This is a genomic window from Rhodopseudomonas pseudopalustris (assembly GCF_900110435.1).
In the GTDB taxonomy this organism is placed as follows: Bacteria; Pseudomonadota; Alphaproteobacteria; order Rhizobiales; family Xanthobacteraceae; genus Rhodopseudomonas; species Rhodopseudomonas pseudopalustris.
Genome location: NZ_FODT01000004.1, coordinates 360,682 through 375,239 on the forward strand (window position 1 = coordinate 360,682; position 14,558 = coordinate 375,239).

At 64.1% G+C, this 14,558-nt stretch carries 17 protein-coding genes; 9 read left to right on the forward strand and 8 right to left on the reverse strand.

What is annotated here, in order from left to right; all coding sequences use genetic code 11:
- Positions 1-16: 16 nt before the first annotated feature.
- The 4 genes from BMY71_RS10530 to BMY71_RS10545 form a co-directional block, all read right to left on the reverse strand.
- Positions 17-610 (reverse strand): TRAP transporter small permease subunit, encoded by a 594-nt coding sequence (locus BMY71_RS10530; RefSeq protein WP_092683564.1) that lies wholly within the window; start codon positions 608-610, stop codon positions 17-19.
- Positions 611-779: 169 nt separating this feature from the next.
- Positions 780-1,814, reverse strand: coding sequence for a GTP 3',8-cyclase MoaA (moaA, locus tag BMY71_RS10535; protein WP_092683566.1), 1,035 nt, complete (start codon positions 1,812-1,814; stop codon positions 780-782).
- A gap of 106 nt (positions 1,815-1,920) precedes the next feature.
- Positions 1,921-2,382, reverse strand: a complete 462-nt coding sequence (locus BMY71_RS10540) for a PEGA domain-containing protein (RefSeq protein ID WP_011502472.1) — start codon at positions 2,380-2,382, stop codon at positions 1,921-1,923.
- Positions 2,383-2,545: 163 nt separating this feature from the next.
- On the reverse strand, positions 2,546-3,223 hold the full coding sequence (locus tag BMY71_RS10545; RefSeq protein ID WP_011502473.1) for an HAD family hydrolase: 678 nt from the start codon (positions 3,221-3,223) through the stop codon (positions 2,546-2,548).
- Between the two features lie 149 nt (positions 3,224-3,372).
- On the opposite strand from BMY71_RS10545, the gene rpiA reads away from it, so the two are divergent.
- The 6 genes from rpiA (at position 3,373) to BMY71_RS10575 (ending at position 9,800) form a co-directional block, all read left to right on the forward strand.
- The gene (gene rpiA, locus BMY71_RS10550; protein ID WP_011502474.1) at positions 3,373-4,071 is read left to right on the forward strand and encodes a ribose-5-phosphate isomerase RpiA; all 699 of its coding nucleotides are present in this window, start codon (positions 3,373-3,375) and stop codon (positions 4,069-4,071) included.
- 24 nt (positions 4,072-4,095) lie between these two features.
- Positions 4,096-4,605: a DUF2059 domain-containing protein gene (locus tag BMY71_RS10555; RefSeq protein WP_011502475.1), complete on the forward strand. Its 510-nt coding sequence runs from the start codon at positions 4,096-4,098 to the stop codon at positions 4,603-4,605.
- A 36-nt stretch (positions 4,606-4,641) separates the two neighbouring features.
- Complete coding sequence (gene gor / locus BMY71_RS10560; RefSeq protein WP_011502476.1) at positions 4,642-6,027, forward strand: glutathione-disulfide reductase; 1,386 nt, start codon at positions 4,642-4,644, stop codon at positions 6,025-6,027.
- Between the two features lie 177 nt (positions 6,028-6,204).
- Entirely contained in the window at positions 6,205-7,593 is a 1,389-nt protein-coding gene (locus BMY71_RS10565) for a class II 3-deoxy-7-phosphoheptulonate synthase (RefSeq protein ID WP_011502477.1), read from the forward strand.
- A gap of 51 nt (positions 7,594-7,644) precedes the next feature.
- Positions 7,645-7,998 carry a diacylglycerol kinase gene (locus BMY71_RS10570; protein ID WP_041805865.1) on the forward strand — a complete coding sequence of 118 codons (354 nt, stop codon included), beginning with the start codon at positions 7,645-7,647 and terminating at the stop codon, positions 7,996-7,998.
- Positions 7,999-8,042: 44 nt separating this feature from the next.
- A complete protein-coding gene (locus tag BMY71_RS10575) occupies positions 8,043-9,800 on the forward strand; it encodes an NAD+ synthase (protein WP_092683568.1) in 1,758 nt (585 codons plus the stop codon).
- Positions 9,801-9,840: 40 nt separating this feature from the next.
- Here the strand turns inward: BMY71_RS10575 and BMY71_RS10580 are convergent, their stop codons facing one another.
- The 4 genes from BMY71_RS10580 to BMY71_RS10595 form a co-directional block, all read right to left on the reverse strand.
- On the reverse strand, positions 9,841-10,254 hold the full coding sequence (locus BMY71_RS10580; RefSeq protein ID WP_092683570.1) for a type II toxin-antitoxin system VapC family toxin: 414 nt from the start codon (positions 10,252-10,254) through the stop codon (positions 9,841-9,843).
- Positions 10,251-10,514 (reverse strand): antitoxin, encoded by a 264-nt coding sequence (locus BMY71_RS10585; protein ID WP_041805867.1) that lies wholly within the window; start codon positions 10,512-10,514, stop codon positions 10,251-10,253. The genes BMY71_RS10580 and BMY71_RS10585 overlap by 4 nt, the downstream gene beginning before the upstream one ends.
- A 209-nt stretch (positions 10,515-10,723) precedes the next feature.
- Entirely contained in the window at positions 10,724-11,869 is a 1,146-nt protein-coding gene (locus tag BMY71_RS10590) for a DUF2865 domain-containing protein (RefSeq protein WP_092683572.1), read from the reverse strand.
- A gap of 184 nt (positions 11,870-12,053) precedes the next feature.
- Positions 12,054-12,362 (reverse strand): hypothetical protein, encoded by a 309-nt coding sequence (locus BMY71_RS10595; RefSeq protein ID WP_011502483.1) that lies wholly within the window; start codon positions 12,360-12,362, stop codon positions 12,054-12,056.
- Positions 12,363-12,670: 308 nt separating this feature from the next.
- Between BMY71_RS10595 and cysS the strand changes: the two genes are divergently transcribed.
- The 3 genes from cysS to BMY71_RS25435 are packed head-to-tail and all read left to right on the forward strand — an operon-like array spanning position 12,671 to position 14,558.
- Positions 12,671-14,119: a cysteine--tRNA ligase gene (gene cysS / locus BMY71_RS10600; protein ID WP_092683574.1), complete on the forward strand. Its 1,449-nt coding sequence runs from the start codon at positions 12,671-12,673 to the stop codon at positions 14,117-14,119.
- Positions 14,116-14,430, forward strand: coding sequence for a hypothetical protein (locus BMY71_RS24890; RefSeq protein WP_092683576.1), 315 nt, complete (start codon positions 14,116-14,118; stop codon positions 14,428-14,430). Before cysS ends, BMY71_RS24890 begins: the two co-directional genes overlap by 4 nt.
- Entirely contained in the window at positions 14,427-14,558 is a 132-nt protein-coding gene (locus tag BMY71_RS25435) for a hypothetical protein (RefSeq protein ID WP_011442253.1), read from the forward strand. The genes BMY71_RS24890 and BMY71_RS25435 overlap by 4 nt, the downstream gene beginning before the upstream one ends.

A 14,558-nucleotide genomic window follows, 5' to 3' on the forward strand; every position in this document is an offset into this window, starting at 1 on the left:
ATGACCACTGTTATTCTCAAAGTTTGTCGCCGCCGATATGCATCACCAGCCGCTCGGCCTCGAGTTCAGCGGCGTGCTGCGCCCCCTGCAGCACGTTGCTGTCGGGTATCACCCCCGCCAGCATCGCGGCGCGCTTGATGATCTCAGAGATGCCCTGAATGATCAGCAGCAAGCAGGCGATCATGATCAGCGACTTCGCCGGCCATTGTGGCAGGCCGCCGGCGCTGAACGACTGCTCGTTCTGACTCAGGGACACCAGGAAGAACGGAATCGACCACCACAGCAGGACGATCGCGAACGGCATCAGGAAGAAGACGTGGCCGATCATATCGATCCACCCGCGCAACTTCAGCGGGAGGCTGTGATTGATGATGTCGATGCGGATGTGTTCGTTGCTGAGCAGCGTCCAGGGCGAGCACAGCAGAAACACGATGCTGAACAGCACCCATTGCAACTCGAGCAATGAGTTAGATGACATGTCGAATGTCTTGCGGATAACGGCGTTGCCGGCAGATATGATCACCGCCAGGACGATCATCCACGACAACCATCGCCCAACCAGGGTGTTGAACGCGTCGATCTTCCGGCTCAGTCCGAGCAACGCCTGCAACGCTGGTCTCCTCCCGTTTCCGCCCGGTCTACGTGACGTGCGAGAAGAGGCTCTCACAGCCGGGGGCGCGAAGCGATGGCACCATCTCAGCGCATAGCGACGCCGTCAATGGAAAATGGCAATCTGGTGACAAGTCGAAAGGTTGATGTGGCAGCACGCCGCTGCTGCATCAGCCGCCGGTGACGCTCATATGACGGCCGACACTGGGCCGGTTGTGCTTGCGGTCGATGATGAAGTCGTGCCCCTTCGGCTTGTGGCCGATCGCACGATCAATCGCGGCGTTGAGCAGATCGTCGTCCGGCGATGCGCGGAGCGGCCGGCGCAGGTCGGACGCATCCTCCTGTCCGAGGCAGGTGTGCAAGGTCCCGGTGCAGGTGATCCGCACCCGGTTGCATGATTCGCAGAAATTATGGGTGAGGGGCGTGATAAAGCCGAGCTTGCCGCCGGTTTCATCGACCCGGACGTAGCGGGCTGGGCCGCCGGTGCTATCTGGCAAATCAGTCAAGGTGTAGTTGTTCGAAAGCCTCGCGCGAACCAGCGACAGCGGAACATATTGATCGATCCGGCCTTCGCCGATCTCGCCGAGCGGCATCACCTCGATCAGCGTCAGTCCCATGCCGAGGCCGTGGGCCCATTGCATGAGTGACGGAATCTCGTCCTCATTGATGTTCTTCAGCGCCACGGCGTTGATCTTGACGGCGAGGCCGGCGTCGCGCGCCGCCTCGATTCCGGCCAAGACCCGGTCGAGGTCGCCCCAGCGGGTGATCGCGCGGAATTTTTCGGGATCGAGCGTATCGAGCGAGACGTTAATGCGGCGGACGCCGCAGTCGCGTAGTTCTTCGGCGAACCGGGCGAGCTGCGAGCCATTGGTGGTGAGGGTGAGTTCGTCGAGCGCGCCGGTGCCGAGATGGCGCGACAGCGAGCGCACCAGTGACATCATGTTGCGCCGGACCAGTGGCTCCCCCCCCGTCAGCCGAAGCTTGCGGACGCCGCGGGCGATGAAGGCCGAGCAGAGCCGGTCGAGTTCCTCCAGCGTCAGAAGATCGGCGCGGGGCAGGAAGGTCATGTCTTCCGACATGCAGTAGACACAGCGAAAGTCGCAGCGGTCGGTGATGGACACCCGCAGATAGCTGATCGTCCGGCCGAACGGATCGGTCATCGCCGAAGCGCCGACGGTCGGTGGAGTCATCACTGCACTGCTCATCCGGCGAGGCCTGTTACAAGCGCCGCCGTGGCGGCATGTCGCTCGCCACTATCTAAGCATGATGAGCGCCGCACACAATCGTGCGACTTGCTGCAGTGCGGAAGGCTCAGCGTGCCGGCGCGGCTGCAGCCGGGGCAGGGAACGGAGACGATTCCTCGGGGGCAGTGGTTGCGGCGGCTGCCGGCTTCGGCTTCTTCACGCGCTTGACCACCGGCTTGCGCTTGCGCACCGGCGTCGCCGGCTGCAGTTCGGCCACCACCGGGTTCGGTGTGGCCGTCGCGGTGGCGGAGGTGGTGAAATCGCCCGGGTTCACGACGACCTGCACCGGCACGGTCGCAGGCTGGAACTTGTTCTGGGAGAAGGTCACGCTGAAGTCGGCCGCCGGCGCGGTGATCGAGCAGGGCGTCTTGCAGCTCTGGCCACCGGACGTGAGCGCCTCGGCGCCGGGCGGCACCGAGTCGAGCTGCACCGTGACAGTCGGCGGCGCCGATTTGAAGGCGTCAAACGACAACGACGAACAGCCGGCAAGGCTCAAGCCTGTCGCGGCAATGACAACGAAACGACGCATATGACACCACCCTTGGTGCGGCCATCAGCCACAGTCCCGCGGAGACCATATGAGCCTCGGCGGGGGCTTGCAACCGGATCAGGTACAATCTTAAGTATTGGTTGGATCGACATCGCGCGTGCGCGAATTGTCGTGGTTTGTCAGCGTTATAGAACTAGGTGCGTCATGCCGGCGGCAGCAGGCGCGCGACTGCGCCGGGGAGGTCCCGCATATGGCCGACCAACAGGTCCGGATTGAGTTCCGCGATGGGAACTTCGGTGTAGCCGAACTCGACGCCGATCACCGGGATGCCGGCCCGCCGCGCCACGCCGACGTCCGGTCCGGCGTCGCCGACCATCACCGCCGACGACAGATCGCCGCCGGCTTTGGCCACGGTCTCGCGCAGAATCGCTGGATCGGGCTTGGCGACGCCGAAGGTGTCCGCGCCGCAGATCGCGGCGAAGCGCGAGCTTAGGCCGAGTTGGTCGAGCAGCAGCTTCGACAGCCATTCCAGCTTGTTGGTGCAAACCGCAAAACGGTAGCCTTGGCCAGCGAGCTCATCCAGCGTGGCTTCGAGCCCCTCGAACGGCCGCGACTCGACGGCGATGTTGGCCGCGTAATAGTCGATGAAGTCGACGGCGAGCCGGTTGACGTCGTCCGGGCTGATGACGCGGCCATCAAGCTCGAGGCCGCGCTCCAGCAATCGCCGCGCGCCTTGCCCGATCATATTGCGCGCAGACGCAAACGGGACCGCGGGCATACCTTCGCGGACGAGGATGTAGTTCAGGGCGTTGATCAGGTCGGGCGCCGTATCGATCAGCGTGCCGTCCAGGTCGAAAACAACGGTGCGGGATGTGCTCATGCGAGAGGGCTAGCGTTCCCGGCGGATTTCCGCAACCGGCCCGGGCCGGGATGTCGACAGATTCCGCCCTGTTGTTATGCGGCAAACGTCGCTAGATATGCCCGCGCTGCGCCGGAGACGGTCGGTGGGGAGCGGGGGTAGGTATTCCGATGGATAAGGAAGATTTGAAGAGACAGGCCGCAGCGCGGGCTTTGGAAGAGGTTCGCAGCGGTATGAAGCTCGGCCTCGGCACCGGCTCGACCGCCAGGCATTTCGTTGAACTGCTGGGGGAAAAGGTCCGCGGCGGACTCGATGTCATCGGCGTGCCCACCTCCGAGGTGACCCGCGCCGACGCTGAGCGCTGTGGTATCCGGCTGACCACCCTCGACGAAATCGACCGGCTCGACCTGACGGTGGACGGCGCCGACGAGGTCGATACCCGCCTCGAATTGATCAAGGGCGGCGGCGGCGCCCTGTTGCGCGAGAAGATCGTCGCGGCCGCATCCGATCGCATGATCGTGATTGCCGATGAATCGAAATGGGTCGACTGTCTCGGCAAGTTTCCGCTTCCGGTCGAGGTGATCCCGTTCGGACTCGCGGCGACCCGGCGCGCGATTGAAAAGGCCTTCACGCAAGTCGGGGCGGCAGGGCAACTAAAGCTTCGCGATGGCGAGGCCGGCCATGCTTTTGTCACCGATGGTGGCCACTGGATCGTCGACGCCCATCTCGGGCGGATACCGGATGCTCCTCGCCTGGCCAAGTTGTTGTCCGAGATTCCGGGCGTAGTCGAGCATGGGTTGTTTATCGGGATCGCCAGCACGGTGGTGCTCGCGGGGACCGAAGGAATTCGAACTGTCGAACGGGCGTAGCGCCGAAATCCAGGAGAATTGGAAATGAAACTTCTATCGAACGCTTTGCTGGCCACTGGGCTGGCACTGGGAATCGCATTGTCCGCGGGACATGCGATGGCGCAGGCCAAACCGCCGACGCCGGCGGCGGTTGCGGCGGCCAAGGAAATCCTGGAGCTGAAGCGCGCCAACACGATCTATGCCAACGCCGTGCCCGGCATCGTCCAGCGCACAATGGACACCTTGATGCAGACCAATCTGAACTATCAGCAGGACCTCAAGGAAGTCGCCTCGGTCGTCGCCAAGAACCTGGCGGGACGTGAGAAGGAAATCGGCGACGGCATGGCGAAGATCTACGCCCAGGACTTCACCGAACAGGAGCTGAAGGATTTGGTGGCGTTCTACAAGACGCCGCTCGGCCAGAAGCTGCTGAACGAGGAGCCGAAGGCGATCGCCGCCAGCATGCAGTACATGAACCAGTGGGCGCAGACCTTCTCCGAGGAGGTCAACGGCCAGTTCCGCGCCGAGATGCGCAAGCGCGGCAAGGCGATCTGATACGGCCACGACAAGGCCGACGGCTACGGGGCGAACATGGCTGAATTCGATACGGATCTGTTCGTCATCGGTGGTGGGTCCGGCGGCGTGCGCGCCGCCCGGATCGCCGCCGGCCATGGCGCCCGCGTCACGATCGCCGAAGAGTACCGCTTCGGCGGCACCTGCGTGATCCGCGGCTGCGTGCCGAAGAAGCTGATGGTCTACGCCTCCCACATCCATCAAGATATTCGCGACGCCGCCGGCTTCGGCTGGACAATCCCCGAGGCGCATTTCGACTGGCAGACGCTGATCGCCAACAAGGATCAGGAGATCGCGCGACTCGAGGCGATCTACGCAGCCAATGTCGAGAAGTCCGGCGCTCGCATCGTCAAGGCGCGCGCCGTATTCGAAGATCCGCACACACTGCGCTTATCAACGGGCGAGACCGTTCGCGCGAAGTACGTCCTGATCGCGACCGGCGGCGCGCCTAATCACGGCGAGATGATCCCGGGCATCGAGCATGTCATCTCGTCGAACGAGGTGTTTCATCTGCCGGTGCTGCCGAAGCGGATTCTAATCCAGGGCGGCGGTTACATCGCGCTGGAATTCGCTTGCATCTTCGCCGGCCTCGGCTGTGACGTCACCGTGGTGTATCGCGGCGACAATATCCTGCGCGGCTTCGACGAGGACGTCCGTACCCATGTCCGAACCGAAATGGAGCGGGCGGGCATCACGATCCTGACCGGTTGCACGGTCGCCAAAGTCGAGAAGCTCGGCGATGAGTTCACCTCGCATCTGTCGAGTGGATCGAGCGTCGCCTCCGACCAGGTGATGTTCGCGATCGGGCGGCATCCCAACGTCGCCAATCTCGGTTTGGAGAAAGCCGGCCTCGCGATGAATCCGGACAATGGCGGCATCGCGGTTAATGAGTTCTGTCAGACTTCGGTGCCGCATATCTATGCCATCGGCGATGTGACCCATCGCATGAATTTGACCCCGGTGGCGATCCGCGAAGGCCACGCTTTCGCGGATACGGTGTTCGGCAAACGGCCGGTGCAGGTCGACTACACCGATATCCCGACCGCTGTGTTCTCGCAGCCGGAGGTCGGCACGGTCGGATTGACCGAGTCGCAGGCTCGCGCGCTCTACCCCCGCGTCGACATCTACAAGGCCGACTTCCGCCCGTTGAAGGCGACGCTGTCGGGTAGCAAGGTCCGCACCCTGATGAAGCTGATCGTCGACGGCGACAGTGATCGCGTGCTGGGCTGCCACATCGTCGGTCCGGAGGCCGGCGAACTGGTCCAGGTGATCGCCATCGCCGTGAAGATGAAGGCCACCAAGGCCGATTTCGACGCCACCATGGCGCTGCATCCGACCGCTGCCGAAGAGCTGGTGACGATGCGGACGCCCACCGTGCGGTACGGCCGGGACGCCGCCGAATAAGGCAGGGCTCGGCGGCGCGGACCGGCTGCCGGCCGCTTCGACAAAGCGAATTGAGCTTTCTCCGCAACGGGTTGTATTCTGACGCCGATTTGCAACTAGCGGCTGGCGGAGACCCTGTGTATAACGCGGCCTCCGCGCACGCCTATATGGAGCGGCAGGTCCTCAGGAGTTGGTCTCATGTCCGAACGTTGGACACCCGATAGCTGGCGCAGCAAGCCGGTTCAGCAGATGCCGGATTACCCGGACGCGAAGGCGTTGGGCGATGTCGAGGCGCAGCTGTCGACCTTTCCGCCGCTGGTTTTTGCAGGTGAGGCGCGCAACCTGAAGAAGGCGCTGGCGAGCGTGGCGGCTGGCGAATCTTTCCTGCTTCAGGGCGGCGATTGCGCCGAGAGCTTTGCCGAGCACGGCGCCAACAACATCCGCGACCTGTTCCGCGTCTTCTTGCAGATGGCGATCGTGCTGACCTATGCGGGCGCCTCGCCCGTGGTGAAGGTCGGCCGCATCGCCGGTCAGTTCGCCAAGCCGCGCTCGGCGCCAGTCGAGAAGCGCGACGGCGTCGAACTGCCGAGCTACCGCGGCGACATCGTCAACGACATCGCCTTCACCGAGGACGCGCGCCGGCCTGATCCGCGCCGCCAGCTCGAGGCTTATCGCCAGTCCGCCGCGACGCTCAACCTGCTGCGCGCCTTCGCCAAGGGCGGCTACGCCAGCGTGGAGAACGTTCACCGCTGGATGCTGCAGTCGGTCAGCGACAGTCCGCAGTCGAAGGCCTATGCCGATCTTGCCGACCGGGTCTCAGGCGCGCTCGATTTCATGCGCGCCTGCGGCCTGACCTTCGCGGTCGACAGCGCGCTCGGCACCACCGATTTCTACACCAGCCACGAAGCGCTGCTGCTCGGCTACGAGCAGGCGATGACCCGGATCGATTCGACAACCGGCGACTGGTACGCGACCTCCGGCCACATGATCTGGATCGGCGATCGCACCCGTCAGCTCGATCACGCCCATATCGAGTATTTCCGCGGCATCAAGAATCCGATCGGCCTGAAATGCGGTCCGTCGCTGAAGACCGATGAGCTGCTGAAGCTGATCGACGTGCTCAATCCCGAGAACGAGGCGGGCCGGCTGACGCTGATCGGCCGGTTCGGCGCCGACAAGATTGGCGACAGCCTTCCGGCGATGATCCGCACCGTACAGCGCGAGGGCCGCAAGGTGGTGTGGTCGTGCGATCCGATGCACGGCAACACCATCACCTCGACCTCGGGCTACAAGACCCGGCCGTTCGACCGCATTTTGTCGGAAGTTCGCTCGTTCTTCACGATCCACGCCGCAGAGGGCACCCATGCCGGCGGCGTGCATCTGGAGATGACCGGGCAGAACGTCACCGAATGCATCGGCGGCGCGCGCGCGATCACCGACGAGGACCTCAACAACCGCTATCACACCGCCTGCGATCCGCGGCTCAATGCCGAGCAGTCGATCGACATGGCGTTCCTGATTGCGGATCTGCTGAAGCAGGGCCGCGACGGCAAGGTGAGCCCGCTGCCGGTCGCCGCGGGACTGTGAGAACTCGCTGATCCTGAGTATCCGACGGATGCATCTCGAAGGATGAGGCCGTTGCTGCGGTTCTGGCGGGCGACGATCAACTCGCGGAACGGACTCGCCTTCGCGATCCGTTCCGAGCAGGCGATCCGCGAGGAGCTGATCGCGCTGGCGCTGGCCGTTCCCGCCGCCTGGCTGATCGGGATCACGACGATGCGCCGCGTGGAACTGGTCGCGGTTGTCGTGCTGGTGCTGGTGGTCGAGCTGTTGAACACCGCGATCGAGAAGCTCGCCGACCGCCTCACCACCGAGCATGATCCGCAGATCGGGCGGGTCAAGGACATGGGATCGGCCGCCGTCGGCGTCGCGCTGGCGATGGCCGGAGTGTTCTGGCTGTTCGCGCTCGGCGAGCGCATGGGTGTGTTTTAGCTCGGCCAATTGCGAAGCGGGCAGGGGGCGGCTAAATCTCGGACATGACTGACACAGCCGCCCGTTTGACGATCTCGCTCGCCCAGCTCAATCCGACGGTCGGCGACATCGCCGGCAACGCCGCGATGGCGCGCGCCGCGCGCGCCCAGGCAGCCGCCGAGGGCGCCGAGCTTGTTGTCTTTCCCGAATTGTTCATTTCCGGCTATCCGCCGGAAGATCTGGTATTGAAGCCGGCGTTTCAGACGGCCTGCCGCGCGGCGGTCGAAGACCTCGCGCGCGAGACGGCCGACGGTGGACCGGCGATGCTGATCGGCTCGCCATGGCTCGACGGCGGCAAGCTCTATAACGCCTGCGCGCTGCTCGACGGCGGCCGGATCGCTGCGATCCGCACCAAGGTCAATCTGCCGAATTACGGCGTGTTCGACGAGAAGCGGGTGTTTTCACGTGGCCCCGTCTCCGGTCCGATGACCATCCGCGGAGTGCGCGTCGGCGTGCCGATCTGCGAGGACACCTGGCTCGAGGAGTCCGAGGATTACGAGAACGTCGTCGAATGTCTCGCCGAGACCGGCGCCGAAATCCTGATCGTGCCGAACGGCTCGCCCTATGCGCGCGGCAAAAGCGATCTGCGGCTGTCGGTGCAGGTCGCGCGGGTGACCGAGAGCGATCTGCCGCTGGTCTATCTCAACCAGGTCGGCGGGCAGGATGAGCTGGTGTTCGACGGCGCGTCGTTCGTGCTCAATGCCGACCGATCGCTCGCGGCGCAATTGCCGGCATTCGCCGAGTCCATCACCACTCTGCATTGGCAGAAGGGGGCGTCGGGCTGGCGCTGTGACGGTCCGGTGGCGCCGACGCTCGACGGCGACGAGGGCGACTACGCCGCCTGCGTGCTGGGCCTCCGCGACTACGTCCGCAAGAACGGCTTTCCGGGCGTGCTGCTCGGGATTTCCGGCGGCATCGACTCTGCGCTATGCGCGGCGATCGCGGTCGATGCGCTCGGCGCCGACAAGGTGCGCGGCGTGATGCTGCCGTTTCGCTACACCGCGCAGATCTCGCTCGATGATGCGGACGGGCTCGCGAGTGCGCTGGGGTTTGGTTACGAGGTGCTGCCGATCGCCGCCGCGGTCAACGGCTTCGAGGACATTCTGGCGAAGCCGTTCGCCGGCCTCAAGCGAGATATCACCGAAGAGAATCTGCAGGCGCGCACCCGCGGTACGCTGTTGATGGCGATCTCGAACAAGACCGGCGCGATGGTGGTGACCACCGGCAACAAGTCGGAAATGTCGGTCGGCTACGCCACGCTGTATGGCGACATGAACGGCGGCTTCAATCCGATCAAGGACATCTACAAGACGGAAGTGTTTCGGCTGTCCAGCCTGCGCAACCGTTGGAAGCCGGACGGTGCGCTCGGCCCCGACGGCGAGGTGATTCCGGAGAGCATTATCGTGCGGCCGCCGACTGCGGAGCTGCGTGAAAACCAGACCGACCAGGATTCGCTGCCGCCCTACGAGGTGCTCGACGCCATCCTGGAAAGGCTGGTCGAGCGCGAGGAGCCGCTGGCGACAATCGTCGCCGAAGGCTTCGACCGCGACACCGTGGTGAGGATCGACCGGCTCTTGAACATCGCCGAATACAAGCGCCGCCAAGCCGCGCCCGGCGTGAAGGTGACGCGCAAGAATTTCGGCCGCGACCGCCGCTATCCGATCACCAACCGGTTCCGCGACAAGGCCGAGCCTTTGGCTGCGCCCGACGAAGCGCTGCTGGTGCGCGCCAATCGGGCGTCGAGTGAGGCGTTCGAGCGGTAGGGGTTAGTTGAGGCTGGCGGACCGATCGGACCGGCGATCCTCACGTCGCCTCCGTCCAGTCCTCGATCCTCAGCGCGTCGTGAGGCACGCGGGCGAACCCCTTGTCTCGCGTGACCAGCGTAGCTTCGGTGGCTGTGGCATGGGCGGCGATCATCAGGTCGAGTGGCGAAAGCGTGACGCCTTTCGCTTCGCACGCTGCGCGCAGGTCGGCGTAGGTTTGGGTCACGTCATGATCCCAGGGCAGCACGTCGACCCGGAGCAGGAATTGCCGGACGCGTTCGGACAGAGCCTTCGGATAGCCGCGCTTGGCCAGACCGTAGAGCAGTTCGCCTTCGGTGACGGACGAGATGACGACGTCGGCGATCGGGAGCGACACCAGCCGATTGATGATCTCCGGACGGTCGCCTTTGATGATGTGGCTCGCGATGTTGGTATCGAGCATCCAGGCGGTCATTCCTGCCAACCTTCGAACGGATCGCGGGACTGCGACGGCTGGCTTCGATCGGCGGGGCTCATGAAGTCGTCGGGCGCCTCATCGCGAACGTGCAGCTCCAGGAGGCCGTCCCAGGAATCCGGCTTGCGGGACAGGATCACGTCGCCGGTTTTGGGATCGCGGCGCACGTAGACTTCGCTGCCCTCGAAGCGAAACTCTGCCGGCAGCCGGACGGCCTGGCTGCGGCCGGTCGTGAAGATCTTTGCGGTCCGGGATGTCATGGCGGTCTCCATGCCGATAGCTACCATGGTATATATCACGGAAGTCCACCATCAAGGAAGCTCGCTCGCAGGCGAGCGCGGTCGCGCAGAAGCGTCATCCTTCGAGGCTCGTGCGCTCGCAGCCCGGATCAAGTCCGGGGCAGGCTCTCAGGATGCAGGCTCTCAGGATGACGTCTGCGGGAACAGGTCGCGATAGAAGGACGCTGATATTACTGCATCTTCGGCAGGAAGGTCGGGCCGACTGAGCGGATCGTGTTCGGATCGGACGACCCCGTCGTCGCCGGCGGCTTGGCGTCGCCGGTTGCGGGCGCAGGCGCTGCGGTGGTGCCCTTGCGCTGGGCTGCCGCCCGTTGCGCTGGCGGCAGCGCCATCCGCTTCGCGCTCTCTTCAGTGACGATGATGTCGCCGTGTTCGCGTGCAGAGGTATCGTCGACGCCCTTCAGCGCGTCCGCCCAGCTCTGATTCGCCGCCTTGCACGAGCAAGCCGGGTTGAACTCCTGACGATAGCGGAATGCTGCCGGCAGCGAGGTGTAGGGCTGGCCGTTGATCGATACCGCCTGGTTCATGTCCTGGCCCGGATTGCGGTGAGCGTAAAGCGCCGCTTCGGACGCCGGGCACAGGTTCTTGCAGGTCTTCTCGTCATCGGCGAAGCGTGCCGGCACGGTGGCGAAGGAGATCGGGAAGTAGAAACCGTCGCAGGTGCGGACGCAGACCGTGCGGAAGGTGCCGGAGTCGGTGTTGAAATCGGGCAGCGCGCCGGGAGCGCCCTGAGGGTTGCCGCGGAACAGATTATCGAGAAAACCGCCGCCGCCTTGCGCCGCCGCGGCATATTGCGGGCCGCAATTGTTCTGCGCCAGCGCCATCAGCACCGACCTGCGCTGGTTGTCGCGCTCGCCGCCGCCAGGGCCGCCGCCGCGTAGCCGCTCGAGGCCGGAGGTCATCTGGTCGAGATTGCCGCGCATCTGCTGGATCTGATTATTGACCGGGCCGCATTGCGCCGACTGGCCGTTGAACAGCGAGAAGAAGCCGGAGCTGTCGCAGCCCATCCGCTTCGCCTGCATCGTGACCCGATCGAGCTCGGCCTGCTGGCGGTTCACGGAATCCTCGTAGCGCCGGATCTGCTCGGCGCGCGCCGGGTCGGCGCCGCCGCGGTCGATCGAGGCGAGCTGTGCCTCGAGCCGCGGGCAGACCGGATTGACCGCGGCTTGCGGCGCGCCGCCCGGAGGCGGATAGCCCTGCTGCGCGCTCGCGCCGGAGCCAAGCGTCGCCATGTCCAAAAGCACAGCGGCGAACAGCACAGCGCCAGCCACAAACCGGCGGCGGAAGCAACTCGCGGTCTCGAACATGTCCGGCATTCAGGAATTCCGAGCGGATCTTTTATCGGCGTCCGCCGAATCGTCTCAGCAAACCCGCACGATCGATTCCGTCGGGCAATCCGTTGAAACCGCGACGGTAATCCACGTCTTAACGGCTTCTCGCGGCATCGTCACGTCGTTTCCGGGGCGTCTGTGTGGCGGAGCCACAGGCGATTTCAGGCTGCTAGCGCTGGCAGGTGATGGCGACGTATTCGTCGCAGCCGCCACGGCCGCAGGCGGCGCCGACGGTTTTCGGCACCGCGCCGGTCACCTCGTCGGGATCGACCCGCCGGTACTCAGTTGCCTGGATGAAATCGTGGGCCTTGCAATAGGCCAGGGCGGCATGAGCGCCGCAGCGTTCGCTTTTGGCCAGGCACCGATCGATGCCGTAGCCGTCCGGCTGATTGGCGATGATGAAGACACGGCTGTCGGCCAATGCGGCGGACGCGGACAGCAGCGCCGCGCAGGCAAGAAAGGCGGAAATCAGTTTCATGGGACACCGGTGAACAGGGGCGTCGACCCCCGAATCATTAGTCGTGAATCGGTAAAGAATCGTTAACCATGGGGGGAGCCCGATGCGCGGGGCCTAGGCGCGGATCATGGCGGAAATCGGTCGGGAAGGTTGCTTAGGGCATTCGACGGGCTTGACGCCATCCGAGTGGCTGGCCATGGTGCGCCAATGAACGGTCTTTTCTCGATTTGTGGCATTTGCCGCGAGATTACGAGCTAGCTCAACGCTGGCTGAGGCCGTCTTTTCTCTCATGAGATCACTGGACGCCCGGCCGCAGGGGACGGGAATCCATGGCATTGCGCCTCTACGATACGCTGACCAAGGAGAAGCGCGACTTCGCGCCGCTCGATCCCTCGCGTGTGCGGATGTATGTCTGCGGCCCGACGGTCTACGACTTCGCCCATATCGGCAATGCGCGGCCGGTGATCGTGTTCGACGTGTTGTTCCGGCTGCTCCGGCATCTCTACGGCGAGAACCACGTCAAATACGTCCGCAACATCACCGACGTCGACGACAAGATCAACGACCGCGCCGCGCGTGACTATCCCGGCCTGCCGCTGAACGAGTCGATCCGTAAGGTCACCGAGCAGACCGAGCGGCAATTCCACGACGACGTCGATGCGCTGGGCTGCCTGCGGCCGACCGTCCAGCCGCGCGCGACCGAGCATATCGGCGAGATGCGGACGATCATCGACCGGCTTGTCGAAGGCGGCTTCGCTTATGTCGCCGATGATCACGTGCTGTTTTCGCCCGGCGCGATGAACGCCGCCAATAGCGTGTTGCCGCGCTACGGCGCGCTCGCCAATCGCTCGCTCGACGAAATGATCGCCGGCGCCCGCGTCGACGTTGCGCCCTACAAGCGCGACGCCACCGACTTCGTGCTGTGGAAGCCGTCGAAGCCCGGCGAGCCGTCCTGGCAGTCGCCGGCCGGTATCGCGACGCAGGGTCGGCCCGGCTGGCACATCGAATGCTCCGCGATGTCGTGGAAGCATCTCGGCGAAACCTTCGACATCCATGGCGGCGGCATCGACCTGGTGTTTCCGCATCACGAGAACGAGGTCGCGCAGTCGTGCTGCGCCTTCCACACCGAGCGCATGGCCCAGACCTGGATGCACAACGGCTTCCTGCAGGTCGAAGGCGAGAAGATGTCGAAGAGCCTGGGGAATTTCTTTACAATTGATCAGTTGCTACGACAGCGTTCGTTTGGTTCGAATAAGTGGCATGGCTATGTACTCCGCCTATCGATGCTGACAGCTCACTACCGGCAACCGATCGATTGGACGATCGAGCGGCTTGTAGAAGCTCGGAAGTCTCTTAGAGATTGGATCGATACGGCCTACGGCACGGAACCTCAAAGCCTTGAACCTCCCGATGAATTGCTCTCCGTGCTTGAGGACGACCTCAACACGCCGGGGGTGATTGCTGTTATGCACGGCCTCAATAAGGAAGCGAGAAACAGTCCAGAGTCGGCTGAAAAGCTTCATCGAGCGATGAAGTTTATGGGCATATGGAATGGTGAAAGAACCGACGATATCTACGGCTACGGGTACGACGTTGGGGATGGACCAAGCCGTCACGAGGTCGAACCACTCATAGAAGCCCGCACCGCCGCCCGCGCGCGAAAAGACTTCAAGGAGTCCGATCGCATCCGCGATGAACTCGCCGCGATGGGCATCGCGATCAAGGACGGCAAGGATTCAGACGGCAAGCCGGTGACGACCTGGGAGATCGCCCGATGAGCGGCGCCCCCTCGGTCGTCATTGCCGGGCTTGAACCGGCAATCCATCAACTCAGAAGCGCGGCGCTTTCTCTTTCGATGGATGCGCGGGTCGAGCCCGCGCATGACGGTGGTGTTTGGGGGGCCGCACTGCGTCTCACCGACGTCATTCCGGGGCGCGCGCAGCGCGAGCCCGGAATCCATAACCCCTGCAGGGAGTATGGATTCCGGGTCTACGCCCCTGGCGGGGCGTATCCCGGAATGACGAACGTGAGGCTGTCTGGCGTAGCAAGAGCCAAAGCCGAGATAGCCCAACCGGAGTTCATCCAATGACCGACCCACAACCCTCGCATCGCCCCGACACGCCGTTCCCGAAGCATTGGCTGTACTACATCGCCATCAAGATCGCGCTGCTCGCCGGCGCGACGGCGCTGGTGTTGAAGCTGTATAATTTCTGGTGA

What these genes read in the sequence shown, in the direction of transcription:
- moaA (WP_092683566.1), bottom strand. Translation starts at nt 1,814, where the DNA reads ATGAGCAGTGCAGTGATGACTCCACCGACCGTCGGCGCTTCGGCGATG.
- BMY71_RS10540 (WP_011502472.1), bottom strand. Translation starts at nt 2,382, where the DNA reads ATGCGTCGTTTCGTTGTCATTGCCGCGACAGGCTTGAGCCTTGCCGGC.
- BMY71_RS10545 (WP_011502473.1), bottom strand. Translation starts at nt 3,223, where the DNA reads ATGAGCACATCCCGCACCGTTGTTTTCGACCTGGACGGCACGCTGATC.
- rpiA (WP_011502474.1), top strand. Translation starts at nt 3,373, where the DNA reads ATGGATAAGGAAGATTTGAAGAGACAGGCCGCAGCGCGGGCTTTGGAA.
- BMY71_RS10555 (WP_011502475.1), top strand. Translation starts at nt 4,096, where the DNA reads ATGAAACTTCTATCGAACGCTTTGCTGGCCACTGGGCTGGCACTGGGA.
- gor (WP_011502476.1), top strand. Translation starts at nt 4,642, where the DNA reads ATGGCTGAATTCGATACGGATCTGTTCGTCATCGGTGGTGGGTCCGGC.
- BMY71_RS10565 (WP_011502477.1), top strand. Translation starts at nt 6,205, where the DNA reads ATGTCCGAACGTTGGACACCCGATAGCTGGCGCAGCAAGCCGGTTCAG.
- BMY71_RS10575 (WP_092683568.1), top strand. Translation starts at nt 8,043, where the DNA reads ATGACTGACACAGCCGCCCGTTTGACGATCTCGCTCGCCCAGCTCAAT.
- BMY71_RS10580 (WP_092683570.1), bottom strand. Translation starts at nt 10,254, where the DNA reads ATGACCGCCTGGATGCTCGATACCAACATCGCGAGCCACATCATCAAA.
- BMY71_RS10585 (WP_041805867.1), bottom strand. Translation starts at nt 10,514, where the DNA reads ATGACATCCCGGACCGCAAAGATCTTCACGACCGGCCGCAGCCAGGCC.
- BMY71_RS10590 (WP_092683572.1), bottom strand. Translation starts at nt 11,869, where the DNA reads ATGCCGGACATGTTCGAGACCGCGAGTTGCTTCCGCCGCCGGTTTGTG.
- BMY71_RS10595 (WP_011502483.1), bottom strand. Translation starts at nt 12,362, where the DNA reads ATGAAACTGATTTCCGCCTTTCTTGCCTGCGCGGCGCTGCTGTCCGCG.
- cysS (WP_092683574.1), top strand. Translation starts at nt 12,671, where the DNA reads ATGGCATTGCGCCTCTACGATACGCTGACCAAGGAGAAGCGCGACTTC.
- BMY71_RS24890 (WP_092683576.1), top strand. Translation starts at nt 14,116, where the DNA reads ATGAGCGGCGCCCCCTCGGTCGTCATTGCCGGGCTTGAACCGGCAATC.
- BMY71_RS25435 (WP_011442253.1), top strand. Translation starts at nt 14,427, where the DNA reads ATGACCGACCCACAACCCTCGCATCGCCCCGACACGCCGTTCCCGAAG.